The 21,174-nt window shown below is 45.1% G+C and carries 18 protein-coding genes; 7 read left to right on the top strand and 11 right to left on the bottom strand.

From position 1 onward, the window contains the following. Window positions 1-36: 36 nt before the first annotated feature. The 6 genes from OB236_RS29990 to OB236_RS29965 form a co-directional block, all read right to left on the bottom strand. Window positions 37-891, bottom strand: coding sequence for an ABC transporter permease (locus OB236_RS29990; RefSeq protein ID WP_408638533.1), 855 nt, complete (start codon window positions 889-891; stop codon window positions 37-39). 411 nt (window positions 892-1,302) lie between these two features. Next, complete coding sequence (locus OB236_RS29985) at window positions 1,303-3,714, bottom strand: alpha-glucuronidase family glycosyl hydrolase (protein ID WP_262687223.1); 2,412 nt, start codon at window positions 3,712-3,714, stop codon at window positions 1,303-1,305. Between the two features lie 117 nt (window positions 3,715-3,831). Next, a complete protein-coding gene (locus OB236_RS29980) occupies window positions 3,832-4,152 on the bottom strand; it encodes a GNAT family N-acetyltransferase (RefSeq protein WP_262687222.1) in 321 nt (106 codons plus the stop codon). A 13-nt stretch (window positions 4,153-4,165) separates the two neighbouring features. After that, the gene (locus OB236_RS29975) at window positions 4,166-4,819 is read right to left on the bottom strand and encodes a VC0807 family protein (protein WP_262687221.1); all 654 of its coding nucleotides are present in this window, start codon (window positions 4,817-4,819) and stop codon (window positions 4,166-4,168) included. A 48-nt stretch (window positions 4,820-4,867) separates the two neighbouring features. Next, window positions 4,868-5,446, bottom strand: a complete 579-nt coding sequence (locus OB236_RS29970) for a TetR/AcrR family transcriptional regulator (RefSeq protein WP_262687220.1) — start codon at window positions 5,444-5,446, stop codon at window positions 4,868-4,870. A gap of 232 nt (window positions 5,447-5,678) precedes the next feature. After that, window positions 5,679-6,767 carry a CotH kinase family protein gene (locus OB236_RS29965; RefSeq protein WP_262687219.1) on the bottom strand — a complete coding sequence of 363 codons (1,089 nt, stop codon included), beginning with the start codon at window positions 6,765-6,767 and terminating at the stop codon, window positions 5,679-5,681. Window positions 6,768-6,921: 154 nt separating this feature from the next. On the opposite strand from OB236_RS29965, the gene OB236_RS29960 reads away from it, so the two are divergent. The 7 genes from OB236_RS29960 to OB236_RS29930 all read left to right on the top strand — a co-directional run bounded on the left by OB236_RS29960 (window position 6,922) and on the right by OB236_RS29930 (window position 13,333). Continuing rightward, window positions 6,922-7,362 carry a hypothetical protein gene (locus tag OB236_RS29960; RefSeq protein WP_262687218.1) on the top strand — a complete coding sequence of 147 codons (441 nt, stop codon included), beginning with the start codon at window positions 6,922-6,924 and terminating at the stop codon, window positions 7,360-7,362. 234 nt (window positions 7,363-7,596) lie between these two features. Then, complete coding sequence (locus tag OB236_RS29955; protein ID WP_262687216.1) at window positions 7,597-8,133, top strand: spore coat protein; 537 nt, start codon at window positions 7,597-7,599, stop codon at window positions 8,131-8,133. Window positions 8,134-8,356: 223 nt separating this feature from the next. Continuing rightward, the gene (locus OB236_RS29950; RefSeq protein WP_262687215.1) at window positions 8,357-9,568 is read left to right on the top strand and encodes a hypothetical protein; all 1,212 of its coding nucleotides are present in this window, start codon (window positions 8,357-8,359) and stop codon (window positions 9,566-9,568) included. Between the two features lie 168 nt (window positions 9,569-9,736). Further along, window positions 9,737-11,098 carry an arsenic transporter gene (locus tag OB236_RS29945; RefSeq protein WP_262687333.1) on the top strand — a complete coding sequence of 454 codons (1,362 nt, stop codon included), beginning with the start codon at window positions 9,737-9,739 and terminating at the stop codon, window positions 11,096-11,098. A gap of 27 nt (window positions 11,099-11,125) precedes the next feature. After that, the gene (locus OB236_RS29940) at window positions 11,126-11,800 is read left to right on the top strand and encodes a DUF2642 domain-containing protein (protein ID WP_262687214.1); all 675 of its coding nucleotides are present in this window, start codon (window positions 11,126-11,128) and stop codon (window positions 11,798-11,800) included. A gap of 448 nt (window positions 11,801-12,248) precedes the next feature. Continuing rightward, a complete protein-coding gene (locus OB236_RS29935; protein ID WP_262687213.1) occupies window positions 12,249-12,947 on the top strand; it encodes a pirin family protein in 699 nt (232 codons plus the stop codon). A gap of 35 nt (window positions 12,948-12,982) precedes the next feature. Then, the gene (locus OB236_RS29930) at window positions 12,983-13,333 is read left to right on the top strand and encodes a hypothetical protein (RefSeq protein ID WP_262687212.1); all 351 of its coding nucleotides are present in this window, start codon (window positions 12,983-12,985) and stop codon (window positions 13,331-13,333) included. Window positions 13,334-13,500: 167 nt separating this feature from the next. On the opposite strand, the gene OB236_RS29925 is transcribed toward OB236_RS29930, so the two are convergent. The 5 genes from OB236_RS29925 to OB236_RS29905 all read right to left on the bottom strand — a co-directional run bounded on the left by OB236_RS29925 (window position 13,501) and on the right by OB236_RS29905 (window position 21,023). Continuing rightward, window positions 13,501-16,593 (bottom strand): AAA family ATPase, encoded by a 3,093-nt coding sequence (locus OB236_RS29925; RefSeq protein WP_262687211.1) that lies wholly within the window; start codon window positions 16,591-16,593, stop codon window positions 13,501-13,503. Continuing rightward, window positions 16,590-17,750 carry an exonuclease SbcCD subunit D gene (locus tag OB236_RS29920; RefSeq protein WP_262687210.1) on the bottom strand — a complete coding sequence of 387 codons (1,161 nt, stop codon included), beginning with the start codon at window positions 17,748-17,750 and terminating at the stop codon, window positions 16,590-16,592. The genes OB236_RS29925 and OB236_RS29920 overlap by 4 nt, the downstream gene beginning before the upstream one ends. An 89-nt stretch (window positions 17,751-17,839) precedes the next feature. Then, window positions 17,840-18,535 carry a response regulator transcription factor gene (locus OB236_RS29915; RefSeq protein ID WP_262687209.1) on the bottom strand — a complete coding sequence of 232 codons (696 nt, stop codon included), beginning with the start codon at window positions 18,533-18,535 and terminating at the stop codon, window positions 17,840-17,842. 173 nt (window positions 18,536-18,708) lie between these two features. Continuing rightward, the gene (locus OB236_RS29910; protein WP_262687208.1) at window positions 18,709-19,617 is read right to left on the bottom strand and encodes an N-acetylmuramoyl-L-alanine amidase family protein; all 909 of its coding nucleotides are present in this window, start codon (window positions 19,615-19,617) and stop codon (window positions 18,709-18,711) included. Window positions 19,618-19,661: 44 nt separating this feature from the next. After that, window positions 19,662-21,023: an MATE family efflux transporter gene (locus OB236_RS29905; RefSeq protein ID WP_076234524.1), complete on the bottom strand. Its 1,362-nt coding sequence runs from the start codon at window positions 21,021-21,023 to the stop codon at window positions 19,662-19,664. Window positions 21,024-21,174: the final 151 nt, after the last annotated feature.

Raw genomic sequence — 21,174 nt, 5'->3', positions numbered from 1 at the left:
GATTCTCCTTTCATAATGTGCAGTGATGGAGAAGTATTACCATAAGCTCGTTTCGCTTACTTTCCGCGACACTTGATTTGCAGCCGTAATCAGGCAAAGTGAAATCACTGCTTGAAAAAGCTCGACGGCTGTAGCATAGCTAAAATCGTTCCCCAGCAAACCACGCCGATAAGCGAAGGTCGATATGACATCAGCTGTTTCATAGGTGGGACCCGTATACAGCAGCAATATTTTCTCGTAGCCAATGGACATCATATTGCCGAGTGTAAGCAGGAACATAATGGTCACGACTGGAGCAATTCCAGGCAGTGTAACATGACGAATCTGCTCCCATCGATTGGCACCATCCATCCGGGCCGCTTCGTATTGCTGCGGATCAATCGAGGATAAGGCTGCCAAATAAATAATCGAGCCCCATCCGACGCCTTGCCATATATCCGAGGTGATATAGATCGTTCGAAACCAATCAGCCAGCATCAGAAAAGGCTTCGGTTCGATGCCAAATTCAATCAATACGCGGTTGACCAGCCCATCGTTGGAGAAAAAATTAACCACCATGCCGCATATGACGACGGTTGAAAGAAAATGCGGCAAGTAACTCACGGTTTGCGACAGCTTCTTGAACCATTTTAATTTAACCTCATTCAGTATCAGTGCCAAAATAATCGGGGTGGGGAAATAAAATAGGAGCATATACACATTAAGAAGCACCGTGTTCTTTACTAATCTCCAAAAGTACGGATCGCTCAGAAATTCCCGAAAATGTCTAAGCCCTACCCATTCACTGTGAAAAACACCTTTTACAAAATTATAGTCCTGAAAGCCGATCAGCAGCCCGAACATCGGGCCATACTTAAACAAAATAAAGTAAAGGATCGGCAACGATAGCATAACGTATAGGTACTTGCTCTCAGCAATTCTTTTTCTTCGTTCCGTTTTAATCGTAGCGACTACTTTCCTTGTCCCCGCTATGCTCCTCACTGCCATGGTCATACTCCTTCCCAGCCTGTTAGTCACCCTTAGATTCTATTCCATTCAACTCAGAAAGCGGTTGCAATACGTGGTTATTCGATTGCTGCTGTAACGATTATCAGTATAGCATCCATACCAAAGTGTGATAACAACCAATATGGCAGGTGAGGTTCCATTTTTTCTCCGCAGTCCGCTTTGTTCCATTTTTCTATCTTGTTTCATTTTGAAACCGTAGCTTGAATGCAAAAAGCTATCCTGCAGCGCCTTACAGCACTACGGAATAGCTTGGTTGTTATACATATTCGGCTTGTCAGGAATTGACATCCAATCTTATACCTGCACTTGCTGCGGCTCACTTCTAATCAGCCATATTTCCCCTATATTCAAGCGCTTGGTGCCCTGGGTACGCAGGAAGGTCAGCTTCAGCTCACCACTGCTTAGCACTTCACGGGGAATACGAGCTTCACGAATCGTTACAGCTGACCCATTCACCAAAAGGCTTTCTTCGACCACATAGGTATCGTTAGCCGTTAGTTTCACCTGAACCGCCTTATGCGCTTCAACTCCAATCTCACCTACGTAAGCCACCTTCACTATGTAATCTGTCGATGGATCCAGATGATCATAACGAACGATGATCGGGGTATCGAGCATAACATTAATATGATTAATCCAGGCAAGCGGTATGCCGCCTCGTTCCTTCTCCTTTGCTTCTGTAATAGCGCCTGACAGCAAGTAAACGGCATGGGCCGTTCTTGGCGAATACAGATAACCCGGATCCTTTTTCCACCCTTGTCCAGGGTCAATACGACGATTGCTGCGATACGAGCCCAAATTATCGTAAAAGCCACCGGGACCCGGATTGATCCGATTCAAAGCTTCATCAATCATCATCAGCCGTTTCATCTCATCCTGCTCCTCCTGGATCAAGGCGCACCTGATGCGCAGCCAACGGGCATCGTTCAAGGGAGCATTGATCGCATCCATGAACGCTCCACGATCCTGAGCTATCGCATAATGCCTTGTCACGGTCAGCTGGTATCCAATATTGGCAAACAGCTGATCAGCCAGTTCCTCGCACCGTCTGCGGTAATCCTGAGCCACCGGCTCTGTCACAGCCCTCGATAAAATCTGTTCAACCTGCTGCACAGCAGCCAATGCTCCTGTGTGTTTTGCTTCCCGCAGCGCTTCCTTGGCCCTGTATTCCAGATCGGTTTCGTAGAAAAGCCGCCGCTTCGTGTAGGCGTCAAAGTAAGCGCGTAGCAACCCCATCTGAAAGCGGTAATTGTTGATTACGCGCTCAGACGCTTCCCTTTCCATCTGCTGCCACTGCAGCAGGGTTAGTTCCACGCCTTCGTTGGCCGCCAGAGGCCCGAGCCAGTTGTCTTCCAACGCCAGCAAGCCTTGAGCCACTCCGTCCGCCAGCTCACAGCTGATAAACCATCCGGCAAAATCCCGTAACGTTTCCACAGCTGGTGTCTGCGGGTTCCAATCCTGATCGTTCCAGATAAATTTATTTACATCGTCATTAATGCCTTCGGAATAAGATAAATTGCCCACCGTATAAGAGGCAAGCTCGTTATGAATATGCTTTTGCGCCAACGGACGAGGATTGCTGCTTTCTCTGCCTAACGTAAGCGCGAAGGAGAGGTCCCAGTCGGCTACCGGATATTGGCAATGAAAATTGTGTGTGATGTCCTCATAACGTCGAATCGGGTATTTCTGCGGAACAATTCGTCTAAGCTCAGGCAGAGCTTCGTCCACATGAGGGCCGAATACAATGCCGCCCAGCCAATCCGGCTCCTTGCTCAGCTGCTCATAGAAGCCGTTCTTCCAGGCAGTTGGATCACCATTCATGACCTGAGGCGACAACCATAGCTTAGCTTCCGGATGGTAACGGTTCAGCAATCCAGCTACTTGTTCGCACCATTTAAATAATGGCTCTGGCTCCATATCTCCCGGGTCGCTGCCAGGGATGAAAATATGTTGAATATGCGGAAGACTGCTGAATATATGCTCACGCTCGGCCAGCTCCGCCTCAATCGTAGCCGGATTAGAGAAGTCTTTTCCGAGATTCGGATACCAGATCCACGTATCCATTCCGTAGGAAGCAATGATTTCAGACAATCGAATCATCATTTCCATCGGTTCAACCTTCATCACCGGACCTATCGGATCATCATCCGTTCTTGGCGGCAAGATTTCAATGCTGTTCGCACCGAAAATAGCCAAATCCCGAATATACTGGTCGTATTGCTCTACACTCCAGGCATCATAAGCATTGTTCTTTGGCCTGTAGCCAAGCTGATGCCCGCGTAGAGGAAAGCTCGGAGCTTCATTCAGGTTGAGCTCGCGTTCCAGCTGTATAAGGTGATCTCCCCACCTTAATGAACGCAGCAGCTTGCCAACTCCGTATAATACGCCCCGGGCATCCGCGCCAATAATAGACACCGTAGGGTTGTCGGTAGTCGACACCGTGCGAAGCGCGTAACCTTCCGGCTTAAGGATCGGAAGGTCCTTAGGCAGACGTTCGCCATCGAATCCTTCGATTGAAGGATATGAGTCCATCGTACCGACCGCTATAACTGGAGTGTTTCCATCTGGGAAGCTATTTGCGCGGCTTAACCGGACTCCTGTGCGTTTCTCCAGCTCCTCAATCAGGACATCAACCGCTTTGGCTTCTGCTCCCTTGGCTTCCTTGGACGAAACCACTGTGGCCGCGACCAAATTCAAAAATGCCATTTCGTATGCCTCCATTTCTTTTTGAGCGTGCTCTTTTAATTTCGATCGAACTAACTTATTCATTAAGTTAATTACGCTCAGTATACTCAACTCAAATCAGGATGTAAACGTTTTAATTTACTTATTCAATACCTTTTCAAAACAAAAGTAGGGCACCTTGCGAAATGGATATCGGACATTCCCCCGTTCACTGTACCCTCCGCGCTGATACATACCAAGGGCTGCAGCATTCTCTGCATACACATCCAGCCGGATGCTTGTATATCCATGCGAGGCTATGTAAGCTTCGGCGAATCGCAGCAGCTTGCTTCCTAATCCGTAGATCCAATCCCATTGATAATTGCCTGATTTGCGAAGATTTCGTGTAACTGACGTATACAGGCTTTTAACCGCTTTTAGATCCTCGACTTGAAGGGCTGTAATTTCTGCTATTCCCACCGGATTCACCTCCTCACTTCAAAATAGGAAAAGCTGACTCTCGCTTGATCTCCGCCAAACGCCGTCCTGACTGCTTTCTATACAAATAAGTCCACCCAATGGCTATACCTAGGATGCCGTACATAACCAGATTCGACAGTGCCAAAAATGCTGTAACCGACAAGGAGTACACCATTATCACTTTAATTACGACCTCACCCAATAGTGCGGCGCCCCAGCCAGCAGTCATGATTCTCATCACTTTACGTGCATAGGCAAATTTCCAGTTATCCGCAAATGCCTGCTTCTGATTCTCATCATTGGAAGCGATGAAGCGAAATGCAAAGTAATAAATAATCGGCTTTGGAAACAACAGCGATACGAGAAAAATCAAACCCATAATACCAGTAACAAAAGACTCTCTTAGCAAAATCAATTGTTGGCTTCCACCCAGCAGTACCGCTCCCGCACTGAGAATAAACCCTGTTGCCATAAAGACGGCAAACACATCCAGCTTTTTGTGCTTCAAAATATGATAAAACGTATCCAGCAATGGAATAATCGCAGCAATCGATAACGCCATCACATCGGTCATATGTCCTTCCAGAATTGTGTATACGAGTAAAGGTAATCCCCCATTGATCAGTAGAGAAACTAAGATATTTCCAATTATTTTTTTGCGATTCATCGCGTTAGACCTCCTTAATAAAATAAATGCCTTACCTCTTAAGCGTTTTTACTTCTGAAATGCGTTGATCATAAAAAGGAATACATCCTGCATTTGAGGCACTAGCTGATCATCTGCGATCATTTGATTGACGCGTAAGCCATAAGATAATGTCACAAACATCGAGGCAAAAGCCTTCACATCCACATGAGCCGGAATCGCACCATGCTCTTTTCCGATGGTAATCCATGCTTCTGAGAGCTCCATCAAGCTTCGGCGTAGCTCCTTTAACATCGTCGCGATATTCGGCTTGTGCTGCTGGCTTAACAAGTAAATGAATATAGTATTGCTGGTTCCCCTTTCCGCCATCGACGATACAATAGCTTGAATCGCAGGTCGAATGTCGTTGTCTTGCGATAGCTTAACCGCTTCATGAAACTGATGATTCACAGTCGTCATATAGCTTTCAAGTATTTTCCCAAATAGCTCATCCTTGCTTTTTACATAGTGGTAGATCGCGCCCTTGGACAATCCTGTACGATCCATAATCATCTGAAGCGTCGTTTGCTGGCAGCCCGTTTCTTTAATCAACTGTTCGGTCACCGATAAAATATGGGATAAAGTTTGTTGGTCCAGTTTCTGTTCCATAATAAGCTCCTTCAATATCAGAGTGTCTTGCTGTTAAAAATATGTTACCATACCGACCGTCGGTCTGTAAATACTTTTAGAGCAAAAAAAGGAAACTAGCAAGGAGTGAATATTACTTTTTTGTACTAACATCTTGTCCATTTGTAACACAACGCCTCTTCTGGACGTATTTTATAACTTCCATACGAGAAGAGGTTTCTATATTTTTCCTAATAAATATGCTGGAGTCAAATCAATTCAAAGCAACTAAATGATCCTTCAGATAAGCTCGACGGTTGTTTATGAATTGAATAATAAATTCGGATTCCATGTCAAAGCTTGAAATATCCTTGCTTTTATATGGATCCAAAAGGATATAGGGACGAATCCTGCTCTGCAGGGACAATATGTGTGGTTCTAAGTAATTAGCATTAAATTTGATTTCCAATATGGTCTCAAGAAGAGATTTGTACATGAGACGAAACTCAGGAACATCCATCAGACGAGAGATTAAGGTATTATAACCCTGGATCGGAACATAATCGTGCTCCATGGTTTGACCATATATATCTCTTCCCCAGGTTGCGTCGTAATCCCAAGGAATAATCTCGAACAGGCCAGATGCTCCGCTTCGGTAAAGGGCATAGTTTTGGATGAAGCCATCATAATTTTGCGTGCACACAACACCAACCAGCCAAATTAAAAATTTATTCACGTCTATTAGCTTGGAAATTTCATTTTTGAAATCAGACCGGGCGACCGTATTAATTTTATAAATTAGCTCCCGTATATATTTATAATCCTCTTTGAAGCCGATTTTCAGACTGTAGCCTGCCTCGAGGGATTGTTTGATTGTATTTTCCGGTGTAATTAACGAAAAGTTAGCATCATCATTACTAGCATAAAAAATATGTCCAGCCTGCAACCCTCTACTTGTAAGGAATAGGTCATCTACTGACTCTAGTTGTAAGTAGACTCCTGCAATAGAGCCGTTAAGCTTTAATAAAATGTGTTCCGCGGAAGGTGCAAGATTTCCAATATCTTTAAAAAAATCAAAGGAAAGCTTGCTGCGTATCATAGATGGATCTGAATATTCGGCATTTAAATGATATTCTCTTGCGCCCATAAATAGTTTGGGTGATTGAATTGTGAGTCGGAATGATTTTTTCTTTAGCTTTCGAATGTGGTATCCACGGTATGCAATTCCAACGGCATATTGCTTTTGGTTCACTTTTAGTTTGGCAGAGACCGACTCTTCGCTCCACATGTGATCCCGAAGAGTTTGATATTCATTTTTATTTATGAAAATTTGATAAGTCGGAATCTCTCTGGGTGAATCCACTATATCAACTACCTTTACTTTTAAATTATATAAGTTGAACTTACTTATATACAATATGCGGAGTTTCAATATTTCGTGACTTTGCCCAGATCAACAATAGTACGCTCGCATAAAATATTTTACTCCCAGCACAGATGGGAAAATGATAAGTGAGGTGAGTTTGTTGGTTGCCTTAACAGAGCACGAAATACAAGAATTAGTTAATGTAACTATTGGCACTGAGTTAGAGAAGTTTTTAGATCAAAATCCTAAGGAACCTGAATTACGTAAAGACTCTAAAGATTCCAAAAGCTCCGAAGGCTCTAAGGGCTCTAAAGACTCCAAAGGCTCTAAAGGCTCTAAAGGCTCTAAAGACTCCAAAGGCTCTAAAGGCTCCAAAGGCTCTAAAGACTCCAAAGGCTCTAAAGGCTCTAAAGGCTCCAAAGGCTCCAAAGGCTCCAAAGGCCCGAAAGGTCCGAAGGGTCCGCTTGGAGGTCCTAAAGGCTCTAAAGGCTCCAAAGGCTCCAAAAGCTCTAAAGGCTCCAAAGGCTCTAAAGGCTCCAAAGGCTCTAAAAGCTCCAAAGGCTCCAAAGGCTCTAAGGGTTCTAAAGGCTAACGAAAAAAGTGGATGATTAGTTATATCGTATTTATTAGGGCTTTCTCCTAAGCGACTAGGGAAAGCCTTCTATTTTATGCTTGCTGAGAATTATACAAATACATATTCACCCTCAATTAAAGGGACATTGGCGGAAAAAAAAACCTAATGGGTACATGTACCATTCATAAAAGCACAGAACTTAATATACTTGAGGTGTAATCCAATAATCAAAGAGAAGAGGGATTGAGTACTATGGATATAGAAAGTCTGATGTTATTGATAGGTAGAATTGTGCGTATCGACAGGGGAGGACCTGAGTCCAAAAAGGGTAAACTGATCTCCGCCAAGGATGACCATATCGTTGTAGACGTCGAGAATGAAGGAATGCTTTACTACAAGATGGATCATATCAAAAGCCTAACTCTGGATGCTCGTGACGTTTCGGACATTACAGGAGTGCTCCCTATTGAAGAGCCACCTGTATTACCTAGGTATATCGATGCGGCAAATTTCATTTTGGTCATGGAGAACATGAAATACCGTTGGGTTCAGGTCAACCGCGGGGGTCCCGAGAAAACCGAAGGCGTGTTGATCGAAGCTACCATTGATCAAGTAAGAATGGTTGTAGGTAATGAAGTCGTTCATATTTTACCTTTTCATATCCGGAACATCAGCTATGGTATGAAGAAAAATGATCAGGATAATAACAAGGATAAACAGGATGGGAATAAGGATAAACAGGATGGGAATAAAGATTCAAAAGATGGGAATAAGGATGCAAAAAAATAAACAATTAAACCAAATACGAAAACCGCAGGAAACTAATTATAGAATTAAAATAGTTCAAAATATAAAATAGTCGCCATTCGCGGCTATTTTTTAATCCAATTGTTTTATCCAGTTTGCTTTGAAATTTATCTTGTCAAGGGCAGATTCACTATGCACGTTCATGACCAGGTGCATATACATGGGATAAACTATCCATTCTATGATGTTAGGAGGGGGATATGAAATGCAAGCTGTAAATTCCGATGGCCTCAAGTTGTTTGTCGAAAAAGTTGTGTGTATTAATAGGGAAGGACCCGAATCTAAAAAAGGACGGCTCGTTACCGTTAAAGATGATCATCTTGTGCTACTAACTGAAGAGCAGTATCTGTATTACCAAACGAAACACATAAAAAGTATAACTATAGATAGTATTGAACCTGAAGGAACTGTTATTCCCTTCAATAAGAAGTCGGTTTATTTGGATGCAACAAGCTTTAAAGACATCCTGGAAAAAATGAGCTTTAGGCGGGTTCAAATTAACCAAGGTGGTCCTGAAAGCGTAAATGGGGTACTAAGCCGTCTATTTGAAAATCATGTTGATCTTGTTCAAGGACATGAGATCATTAAAGTAGCGACGCCGCATATTAAGAATATTAGCTACAATCTCAGTAAACAAGATGCAAATTCAAATAAGGATTCACAATCTGAAAAGGTCGCAGAAAACAATACTAAAGTCTTACCTGAGTCAGTAGAATTGAAAGAACAGATAACAATCCAAAACACCAAACAAGCAGAAGTCAAGCAAAAACCACTAGCTCAGAGCCGGAACCGTTCGGAAAAGAAAGAAAGATCATTGATTCATGAGCCTAAACCTGTCCGAGTTGAAATTCCATTCATCCAGGAATCAAAACCCATCGACCCTGTGATTATACTTCAGAATCAAGATTCTGATTATCAAGATTCTGATTATCAAGATTCTGGTTCTACTGAAAGGGATGAATTTACGGATGCCCTGCCTGTAATAGCAGACAATCCAAGTAAGGATACTACAATTCAATTAGTTGGAGGTTCTAAGCCGGATATTTCGTTCATGAAGAACAATCCAGTCCCCAACTATCCTGAGACCATGTTTTATAATCCTGTTGTTGAACAAACTGCTAATAAAACAAGAAAGGGTCGTTCTCGTAAATCCAAGTTGTTTAAACGGAATCGTAAGACTAAGCGTCCAACAGCAACTAAAAGAAAAAGAAAGATAATTAAGTTCAAATTCATTAGGACTTCGAAGGTTACTATTAAGAAAATTAAAAAGGTAAACATTAAAAAGATAAAAATTAAAAAAATAAAAATTATGAAAAAATCTTTGATTTGGAGAAAAAAACGGAAACCTTCGAAAACTGTAAGACTACGTTTGGTTTGGATTAATCCAATTATAAAAATGTATTTCCCTCGAAAATAACATAATCAAAGGGGGTGGGGATTGTGATCTCTATGGTCATTTTAATACTCAGTGGAATGTCTCTGTATATGCTCTTGAAGCCTGAAACTGCTGCACTTCCAAAAGAAAATAAGGTGCTTACGGATAATTTTGTGAATAAGCCTTTGAAAAGAATGGCGAAGACAAATGATTAATGTAGATTTGTTATGGATGCTTGTTATATTCGCTCTTACGGTGATTTTTATTATGTGGAGACCATTTGGTATTAATGAATCCATCCCTACTTCCATTGCAGCATGTATTATTCTTTTATTAGGGATCGTTCCACTTAGTGATATTTTAAATATATTTGAAATTGTCAGTGGGGCTTCTATCACGATTCTTTCCACCATAGTGATGTCTATAGTACTAGAAAGCATTGGTTTTTTTCGGTGGGCAGCTACTAATTTGTCGGCAAAAGCTAACGGGTCCGGAATTAAATTATTTTGGTATATTAATTTGCTTTGTTTTTTAATGACGCTTTTTTTTAACAACGACGGCAGCATTCTTATTACAACACCCATTATTATTCGGACGCTCTCTTTACTCCAGTTAAAGCCTCATCAAAAAATTCCGTATTTAATCTCAGGTGCTTTAGTAGCAACAGCAGCTAGTGCTCCCATCGGAGTCAGTAATTTAGCCAATTTGATTGCTTTGAAGATTGTAGGTCTTGATTTAAACTCCTATGCTGCTATGATGTTTGTTCCCTCTATGTTAGGCGTTGGGTGTATCACAATTTCGCTCTTCTACTTGTTCAAAAGAGACATTTCAATCAAAGTTTCTACGATTAGAGGCAGGGAGACAGCATTTTCAGGATATACTTCAGGCAAGCTAGCACATCCTTTGTTACCCAAACGGGATAAGGAAGAACCTATCGATTGGAAGATGTTCCGACTCTGTATTGGGATTGTTATAGCCATTCGCATCAGCTTTTTCGTGCTTGCCCCGTGGGGTATCCCGACTGAATGGCCTGCCATTGTCGGTGCGATATTATTAATCATAATACGATGGTATAAGAGAAAGATGGGAGTCATGGATGTATTAAAGAAAAGCCCGTGGCACATATTATTATTCGCATTTAGCATGTATGTGATCATATATGGTCTTCATAACGTTGGAATGACAACACTGATTATAAATCTATTCGGAGACAGTGTCGGAAAAGATCCACTTTATGCCATTTTTATCATGGGAATATTGCTCACTGTCCTATCTAACATATGCAATAATCTTCCCTCTATTATGATAGGTACACTAGCCATTAAAGAGATGGGCCTGGATCTCCAGACCATGCAAGTGGCCTATTTAGGAAATGTAATAGGTTCCGATATTGGATCCTTGTTACTACCTATGGGAACTCTCGCTACACTCCTTTGGATCCACACCTTAAGACAATACAATATTTCAATGAACTGGGGGAAGTACTTGAGAGTCACATTGTTTGTTGTTCCAGCCAGTTTAATCCTGAGTTTATTTGGACTTTACGTTTGGACAACTTACTTTATATTTTGATTATAATAAGAGGGAGGTATGATCAATATGGCCTATTTAAGCTCTCTAATTGGTAAAACCGTTGAGTTGGAAATTTCAGGTCAGATTCATCGTCTAGGTATCCTAATAGATTATAGTCCAGATATAATCGTTCTATATGATGGAACCAATTACTTGTATATTGCTTTCGGACATATTCGGAATGTTAGACTTGCCTTAAAACCATTACCACAAACATCTGAATATACTTACGAACCGGCAGACACAATAACCGAAGATGAACTAACTTACCGAAAAATATTAAATGAGTCCATAGGGATGCTTATACAAGTTTATTTATCTAGTAATCAATCCGTTTACGGGTATATAACAAAAGTATTAACAGACTATGTTGTCTTTCAGTCTTCCGTTTACAAAACACTGTTTATCCCTATATTTCATCTAAAGTGGCTGATTCCATACCCAGAGAACAAGGCACCTTATACTATAATCAAAGAAGCTTTACCAATTGCTCCATCCCAATTCACTTTAGCTGGAACCTTCGAAGAGCAGCTTAGGAGCTTCGAAGGGAAAATGGTTGTATTGGATGGAGGTGCTAGTACCGATAAAATAGGCTTGTTGAAAACGATACAGAACCATATGGCCGAAATTATCACAGCAGATCAAAAAGAACTATACTGGAATATTCATCATATCAAAATGGTTAGTGTTCCTGAGTTATAGTTCCTGCCGGTGAAAGCTAACAACCTCCTAATTAGTGCTCGTGAAAATAAGTTCTTAATTTAATATATGTAGGATGTTAAGAGAAGTACTGGATATCAATCTATTCTTTTAAAAGTCCACTTCTAACTATTTTAGCTTACAAGCACTTTATAGACTCTTCATATATAAAAAGCTGCCTCCATCCCACATTGCCGTGGTTTTAGGGGGCTTTTGAATTCATATAGGTAGTTGAATTATATAGTCTTGACTATATGCGAGAATACAAGTTTCAAACAATTTCGTCCTCAAGCGTAGATAGATCTTTACACCAGATTTGGTTATCTGAAAGTTAGCCTTCCAATGTAAGGCTTGCTCAAGTTCATCGTCATTTACTTGTAAAAAGTAATGTGGTATATTAATTATAGTTAATAAGCACCATCACTTTGATAGTTCAAAGGAGCCCATAGTTATGATAAAAGTATACCCCGCCGCCTCTCGTCATTCGGCCGATCATGGTTGGCTGCAAAGTAATTTCAGCTTTTCCTTTGGCGATTTCTACGACCCGCTTAATACCCAGTTCGGCCCACTCCGTGTATTTAATGATGATATCGTCCAGGGTGGACGTGGCTTTGGAGCACATCCTCATCGGGAAATGGAGATCGTCTCTGTCGTTTTGAAGGGGCAGCTCAAGCATGAAGACAGTACCGGACAATCGGCTGTGACTACCTTTGGAGAAGTTCAGAGAATGTCTGCGGGCACTGGTATTATTCATTCCGAGGTAAATCCCGGTGTTGAGGACGTTCATATTTTACAAATCTGGTTCACACCTAACGTGAGCGGACTGGAGCCTTCCTATGAAACGAGCAGTTATGATATTAACGCCTTACGCAATGAATTGCTGCCAATCGTTTCCCATCAATCCGGTGAAGGCATTGCCCATATACACCAGGATTTGACCATGTATATGTCGGAATTGGAGCCGGGGCACACACTTGAATTTAAGCAGCAGCCGGGCCGACGTATTTATGTGATGGTGATCGAGGGAGATCTGAGCCTGAATGATGAGGCCACACTTGTCAAGCGTGACGCTGCCCGTATTGAGCAAACCCCTGAGCTAACATTGCGCACGAATAGCGGTGCTACACTGTTACTAATCGATTTGCCTTAGAAGTGCTTTTAAAATAGAAGGGAGTGAATAGAAGTATGTCCGAATTGATACACAAAACACTGTTGATCAAGCATGTGACCAGCCGTATGCTGTTGGATTCAAGAGTGCGAGGCAACGCGTTTAACCTGAGCGCCTGCGATAAGGGCTGGCAGCTTATCGTTGAGGATGTCAATGCCGATCTCATGCAGACCATTCAAACCGAGCTGGCCGAACTGAATCTGTTCTATTTCGAGGAAACTGAGGAGGATCAGGGCCGTTCCATTCGTAAATGGTGGCTCTATGATACAGTGCTCCCCGAGCTTGTCACGGATGAGGCCGCTCGTCGGCTCACACTTGTCGTGAATACCCGTACGGGTTACAGCAACGAGCATGTGAGCAAGCAGTAGTAATCTTAATCTTACGAAAAAAAATAAACCTCCAGGTGTTCACCAATCGGAGCTGTATACAGAATGAAGCTGACTTATGGTCAACCTGCACTTCGTTCTGAGCTCAGTACATAGGTGAAACCTGAAGGTTATTTTTCATTGCGGATCGTGTACATGTTTGTTCTGCATTATTTCAAAACCAACTCAACGCGGCTGTAACCTTCTCGCGACTTCGTGACCTCCAATATGGCAGGAAACGAAGCCTTGATCTCGGCAACGTGGGAAATGACACCGATCATCCGCCCCATGCGCTGCAAATCAATAAGCGTTTCAATAGCTTTATTCAGTGATTCCTCGTCCAGCGTACCAAAGCCTTCGTCAATAAACATCATTTCTATCGATATCCCGCCTTGGTTCGCTTGAATCACATCCGTCATGCCAAGCGCCAGACAGAGCGAAGCATTGAACTTCTCGCCACCGGATAAAGACTTGACATCACGGTTCTGCCCCGTGTAGGAGTCGAACACATCCAGCCCCAGACCGCTCGCTTTGTTATGTTTCTCCACCCGTTCGCTGCGCATCAGCTCGAATTGTCCATTGGACAAGCTGTGCAATCGCTGGTTGGCTGCATGAAGAATTTGCTCAAAAAACTCGATCAGTATGTATCGTTCAAACGACATGCGCAGTGCATTATCGCCCTTTAATACCTGATGAATATCGACGACCTCGCCATAGCTGCGCTCCGCCTCAATCAGCTTCCCGCTTGTCTGCTCGATTGTCAGCTTGAGATTACTCGCAGCTTGCCAGCAGGCCCGTGCCTCCTGATAAAGTGCCGCTGCTTGCTCAAGCTGCTGCTTTAACCCCGCCAACCGTTCAAATAACAGTTCCAGATCAGCACGTTCCTTACCATTCAGCTCCCGCTCCAGATCAAAGATCGCCTGCTGCAGCGAAGACATCGCGGTTTGGAACTGCTGAAGCTGCTCCTTGATCAGCAGACGGCTGCTTTCTGACAGCTTCGCAGACTTGTAGGCGGCCTCATCCTCAAAACCGCTCTTCGCCAGCTCTTCCCTGAATCGGCTGGTCATCGCCTCATTATGCTGAGCCGCCTCTTGCAATTGCAGCTCCATCTGTGCGAGCGTCGCCTGTTCCTGCGCCCATTTCATTTGCAGCTGACTGTGGCGCTCCTGCACCTGCTTCCAGGCTGCTGTCATCGCTTCAACCAGCCTGGACTGCTCCTGCAGCTTCGCTCTCAGACTTGGATACGAACGAAGGTCAGGCTCAATATTGTCCAGATCCCTGACTAATACTGCCTGCTTTAAGGAACGGTCCAAGGTGATTTTGCTCAGCTGATCATTAATAAGATGCTTGTCCTTACTCAGTTGATCCAGTCGGGTATCGATCGACTCCAGGGCTGCTTTAAGCTGCTTGAGCTCCTCCGCCTGCTTTCCCAAGCGATCGGTTTCTTCCTTCAGGTTTTTTCCTTCAGCGACAAGCTGCTGATAAGCTTCGTTAATATTGTCAAAATAAACACCCATTTGCGTCAGATCTGCCTGCTTATCCGAAAGACCTGCATTCGCGGCAGCGACCTGAGCTTCTGCTTTGCTGTATTCCTCTCTGGCTGCATGAAGCTGCTTTTTGGCCGCATCCAGTTGGGCTCGGGTAGGAATCGCAGTCTCTGGCTGCGCTTTATCGGGGTGCTCCGTGCTCCCGCATACCGGACACGGCTTACCATCGTGCAGGTGCTCGGCCAGCAGCCCTGCCTGACCTTCAATCCATAACGCTTCCAGACGGTCATGCTGGGCCAGCTCGCTGGCCAGCTTCACCTGACCTTCCTGCTGCAGCTTGAAGCATTCCTCCAATTGTATGCGCAGCCGAAGCATTTCTTTCATCTTGCCTGCATGATCGCGAAGCTCGTTCAAGCGGGTCAGCTTCATAGGAAGAGCATCGATTGCATGATCCATTTCCTTGATCTGTCCGGTGAGCTGCTGCTTCTCTGCGGTGGCCTGAACCCAAGCAGTATCGATGGCTGCCTGCCTGGACCCAGCAGCTTTCTCCTCAGCCTCCAGCTGGACAATCGCCGCCTGCCGTTCATGCAGCGATTTCACAACTGGCTCCATATCCTGGAGCCGCTGCAGCGCCTGCTCCGCAGCTTTACGTTCACCGTCACGTGCTTGCTCGGCATGAAGCTTCTGCTCCGAGTCCCGTAAGGTGAGCGAGGCACTCTCGACGTCGGCTGATTTGTGCTTGAGCTTGCTTGTCAGCATGAGCAGCTGCTCACTGGCTCTCAGGCTCTGCTCCTCGTAGGGCTCAAGTGCAGCCGCCTTCTCGGCCATCCTGAGTCGCTGCTGATCACGTTCAATATCGGACAGACGTCCTTCCAGCTGCTCGCGTGATTTGTGCCTGTTCGCAAGCTCTGTGAAACGATCATTCAACGAAGCTGCCTTGTGATAAGCTTCCGTATCCAACTGCACCTGCTGTTCGAGTGCAGCTTTGTTCGCTGCCGCCTGTTCAACAATTAACGTATAGTGGCTGATTTCCGCATCCAGCCCCTGCAGCAGCTGCACAACATTATGCTTGTCCTGCTGCAATGTCAGCGAGAGTAAGCTTTCCTCGCGAACAGGCAGTGAAACGGACATTTGGCGGACCGTGAACTCCAGCTCGGCCCGCAGTCGATCAGCAGCCTCCTTGTTCTCCCGTACAAGCTGCCTGAAGCGGTCCTCCACCTTTTGGTACAGCTCCGTGCGGAAGATACGACGCAGAATTTCCTCTTTATTTTCCGTGTCCGAGGTTAGCAGCTTACGAAATTCACCCTGCGGAAGCATCACAATCTGGCTGAATTGATCCTTGGTCAGTCCGATAATTTGCTGCAGCTTCGTATTGATATCTTTTATGGTAAATCGGTCTACACAGGGAACTGCTTGTCCACTCCCGATTTCATACAACTCTGCAGTCGGAGGCGTTTCATTCTTGTTGCTGCCTTTGCGATAGGCGAGCTGGCGGACAACCCGATATGAGCGTGAACCGATGGCGAAGTCAAACTCCACCGTGGTCGGTGTCTGATCGTCGGCAAAATGGCTGCGCAGCATGCGGGTTTCATACCGGTCCTCACCGCTCGCCGTATCATACAGCGCATAACAAATCGCATCGAAAATCGTCGTTTTCCCGGCTCCGGTATTACCCGAGATCACAAACAAGCGATGGTGCTCCATCCGACTGAAATCTATGGTTTCTTTTTCTTTATAAGGCCCGAGTGCCGTCATCGTTAATCGCAGTGGTCTCATTCCGACTCCTCCTCCCCGGCAGCAACGTCCGCGTATACACGCTCGAATAGCAGACGCTTCTCAGCCGAAAGTGAGTTGCCCCTGACCTGATCATAGAAAGCCGCGAACAAGACAGCTGGATCACGCTGTTTACGTTCTTGCTGCTCTTGCTCTTCGTTGACTTCATGGTTACGCGGCCCCCGAGTCCATTTGCGCTCCACATGCATAGCATTCGGGTAGACTGCACGTACCTTTTCCATTGGAAACAGTACCGGATTTTCATTCAACAGTGTGACGAACACATAATCCTCATTTACTGGATGATGCTCGATTTCCTCTATGCTTGCTTCTACCCGCCGCAGATCACGTTTGGGAAAAAAGCTTCTTTTGTCTATGGTTACCTGTCCCTGTCCGTCGAGCTCCACCATATAATAACCCTTCTGATGATGCTCCTCGGATATCGAATATTTCAGCGGAGAGCCCGCATAACGAATCTTCTCGTGCCCTACATAATGAGCTTGATGAAGATGGCCGAGCGCTGTGTAATGAAAGGGTGCAAAATATTCGGCATGTACATATTCAGCCCCCCCAATGGATAAAGGCCTTTCCGACTCACTCGTATTTTCCTGTTTTTCTCCATATGGGGTAACAAAGGCATGACCTACGAACACATGACGGGCAGCAGGGTCCATCTTGGCAGTAATTTTGGCAACGATCGCTTTTGCCGCGTCATCATGCGATTTTATCGTTTCATCGGCAAGCTGATAGCGAATCTGTGCAGGATCTGCATAAGGAACAAGATGGAAGTGTACCTCTCCATGCTCATCACACAATATGGCCGGCTTTCCCTTGAGCTGGCCAGACAGATGCAGGCCCTGCCCTTCCATCATCGTCGTTGCAAAATTAAGCCGATCCGGGCTGTCGTGATTTCCTGAAATTGCCAGAACCGGCGTGTTCAATCCGATCACGATACGTTCCAGCAGCTCATCCAGCAGCTCTACTGCCTCCGTAGGAGGAACCGCACGATCATACAGGTCCCCTGCGATAATGACCGCATCCGGCCGCTCAGCCTCTACCGTATCCAGCAATTGCTGCAGCACATATTTTTGATCATCGGTCATGTAAATGCCCTGGACCAGCTTGCCGAGATGCCAATCCGCTGTATGTATGAATTTCAAGGTGATTCCCTCCTTTTCAGATGCAAGGATATTTCGTTACCTTCAGTCTGAAACCGTTAAGTGAATATGTCATCACAAGCTGATTTTGTTTAGGATGCATTAAATTTATAACCCACTCCGTGGACATTAATAATATACTGCGGATTTGCAGGATCCGGCTCAATCTTTTTGCGGAGATTGCTGATATGCACGATGATCGTACGGGTATCATTGTAGCTTTCCTGCCCCCATATTTCACGGAACAGCTCCTCATGAGTGAATATTTTGCCGGGATGGCTGCCTAAATACTTCAACAGCTCGAACTCTTTTTTGGCGAGATTCACGGCAATTCCATCCACAGATACATGGCGGTTCAGTACGTCCATAATTAAGCCTTTATATTGAATTTTTTCCAATCGGTTTGGGGCGTTTCCTGACAAATACGGGCGACGCAGATGCGCTTTTACCCGTGCAACCAGCTCATTCGGGCTGAACGGCTTCGTAATATAGTCATCACCGCCAACACCAAGGCCGACGATTTTGTCATGCTCCTCCATCATGCAGCTCACAAAAAGAATCGGCACCGAAGACAGCTTGCGAATCTCCTTACACACCTCGAACCCATTCATGCCTGGAAGGAGAACATCCAAAATGATCAAGTCTGGCTGAACTGCCAGCATCTTGGCAATCCCTTCATCGCCATGCTCTGCCAATGCAACCACGTATTGATTTTTTTGTAAATACAATTGAATAATATTGCGAATCTCCGGGTCATCTTCAATAATCAAAATTGTCTGCTCTGCCACGACTCACCGCTCCATCCAACAAATCATACCCAACACTTGGCATTCTCTCATACAAAGATAGTCAAATGGCGTTCCAAGGTCAAGCAGTATGTATTGGAAATATAAAATTGCTTACTCCCCCACATACACCTGCATGATAGCATATTGACCATAACTATCTGTTGGACAAACACCTAATCTTCCTTGTTCTTCATATAGCTATCAATTCCGTCGGCTATTGCATCTGCCAGCTGCTGCTGATATTCAGGTTCGGACAGCTGCTTATCCTCTGTCGGATTCGTCATAAATCCCAGTTCTATCAATACTACGGGTACCTTCGACCAATTAAATCCGGATAAATCGCTGCGGGCCACCATCCCTCTGGATGCAGCATCTGTGCCTGCTTTCAGCGCTTCAAGAATCGCTGCCGCCGCCATTTGGCTTGCCGGCTGAATGCTCTGTGTAGATCTTACTCCTGCATCAGGGTAAAGGACCGAAAAGCCTTTGGCTTTGGGCGAATCATTCCCATCGGCATGAATACGGACCGCCAGTTGTGCGTCGGCTGCATTCGCCATCTCCGCTCTTTCGGCGTTGCTAATATCTACATCATGATCCTCACGGGTCATTTGTACCTCGAATCCACGAGCAATCAGCGCCTCCTTTAACAGCACAGCGACTTCCAGGTTCAGCACATACTCTGGCTTTCCTGTGGCTACACCTCTTGTACCTCCGGTAACCTTCGCTTTCGTTTCCCTGGAACCAGGTGACACCGGCTCCTGCTGAGCATTTCCTTTACGCTGGTGGCCGGGATCGAGGTAAATGAGCCCACGTGAAACGGAAGCAGGCACTGCTGCTGCTACATCCGGCGTATTTGCCTGAGCAGGCTGGGATTGTGACGACTGTGGAGCTATGGCTGATTCACTGGGTGTCAGGTTAGCCTCCGTAGATGAGGGTACGACCGAAGGCACTGTCTCTGTCTGGGCAGCAGGTAAAAGCGCCGATTCTCTTGAAGAACCTTCTGGCACCTGAGCATAAGCAATGACCAGGGATACAGCACCAAACGCCAATAAGGCGGCAATTACACTCGTTTGAAGCTTACTCATAGACATTCAACTCCCTCTAATTCATACAAACATACTTCCTTATTTTAATGCGTTGTCTTCCCGGCTTCAGCTTGCTTCATGGTTACACCGTGCCAGTCCGTTCGATAGAAACGAAGCATACAACCAAGCGCGAACAGGAACAGGAATACATAAAGCGAAATCCACGCCCCCATGCTTCCCCAATTCAGTACAAAAATCAATACATAGGCGCCCGGTATAAAAATCACCCAATTCAGAATGAGCGATATCCGCAGCAGGAACGTCGTATCCCCGATCCCCCGAAGTCCTCCCGCATAATAATTGAGCAGACCATCAAATAGCTGTAAAAAAGCAGATACCGTGATCAATTGAGCAGCCAATTTATAGACATTAAGCTCATCTGTGTACAGCAGAGCTATCGGTTCGGCAAACACAAACTCGGCAAGACCGAGCACAAACAGGAAAATACTACCCAATATAGCCACATCTGTCGCCATGCGTCTTGCCTTAAACGGGGCACCGCGCCCGATTTCCTGACCGACCAATATGGTCGCTGTCGCTCCAAAGCCAAAAGCAGGCATAAAGCCAAGACCCATTACATTTAATGCAATCTCATTGGCTGCCAGCGCGTCCGTGCCGAGTCTCGTAACGTACATTGTAAATACGAACATCGCCGCACTCATCGCCAGCTCCTGCGTACCCAGCTTACCGCTCTCCCCTATAATAAGCCGGGCCTCCGTACCACTCATCCTCACGCGACGGCGTGTATGGAAGCGCGCATGCATCCGTATCAGATAGACATACATACTGCCAGCCAGACATAAGGCTTCACCCAAAAAAACAGCCATCCCCGCTCCTTCTAGTCCCAGCTTGGGGAACCCCAGTTGGCCATAAGTCAGTGTATAAGTGAAAAAAATCATGGTGACATTGGATAGAATGGTCATCACCATAGGCGTACGCGTATCCCCGACACCACGAAAAAAACCATGAAAGACAAAACTGATCATAAAACAAGCTACCGCAAATAACCTGTAGCGCAAATAAATTGAACCCGTATCCACCAGCTCCTGAGAGCTGCCCATCAACTGTAGAATCGCCTGAGGTGCGACAATACCCAATGTTACAATCCCGATGGCTGCCAGAAGCGCTACATAAAGCGCAATATATGTTCGCTCGACGGCCTGCTGAATTTGACCTGCCCCATAGTTTTGTGCAACCAGATAATTCACTGAATGTCCAAAGCCGGAGCAAATCGCCCAGGCATTATAGGCAATAATATTCGATACGCCTACAGCAGCAATCACGAGCGCCCCCATGGAACCGACCATAATCAGGTTAATTGTGCCCGTGACGGTACCTGAAGCAAACGAAATAATGGAAGGAAGCGCAAGCGTCAAAATCATTTTCCAGTTTTGTGTAAAACCCATATTTCCCGTTCTCCTTGGTAAAAAGTTATGTTAATCAGGCCCTCCTCATTGTGCCCCATATCGGATTGCTATTCAAGAGACTTATTAATAAAAGAAAACAGCCCTTGGCATCACATCCAAGAGCCGTACGTAAGTCGTGCACAATATTATG

It is taken from the genome of Paenibacillus baimaensis, from assembly GCF_025567575.1.
This window is presented reverse-complemented; position numbering and strand designations above follow the sequence as displayed.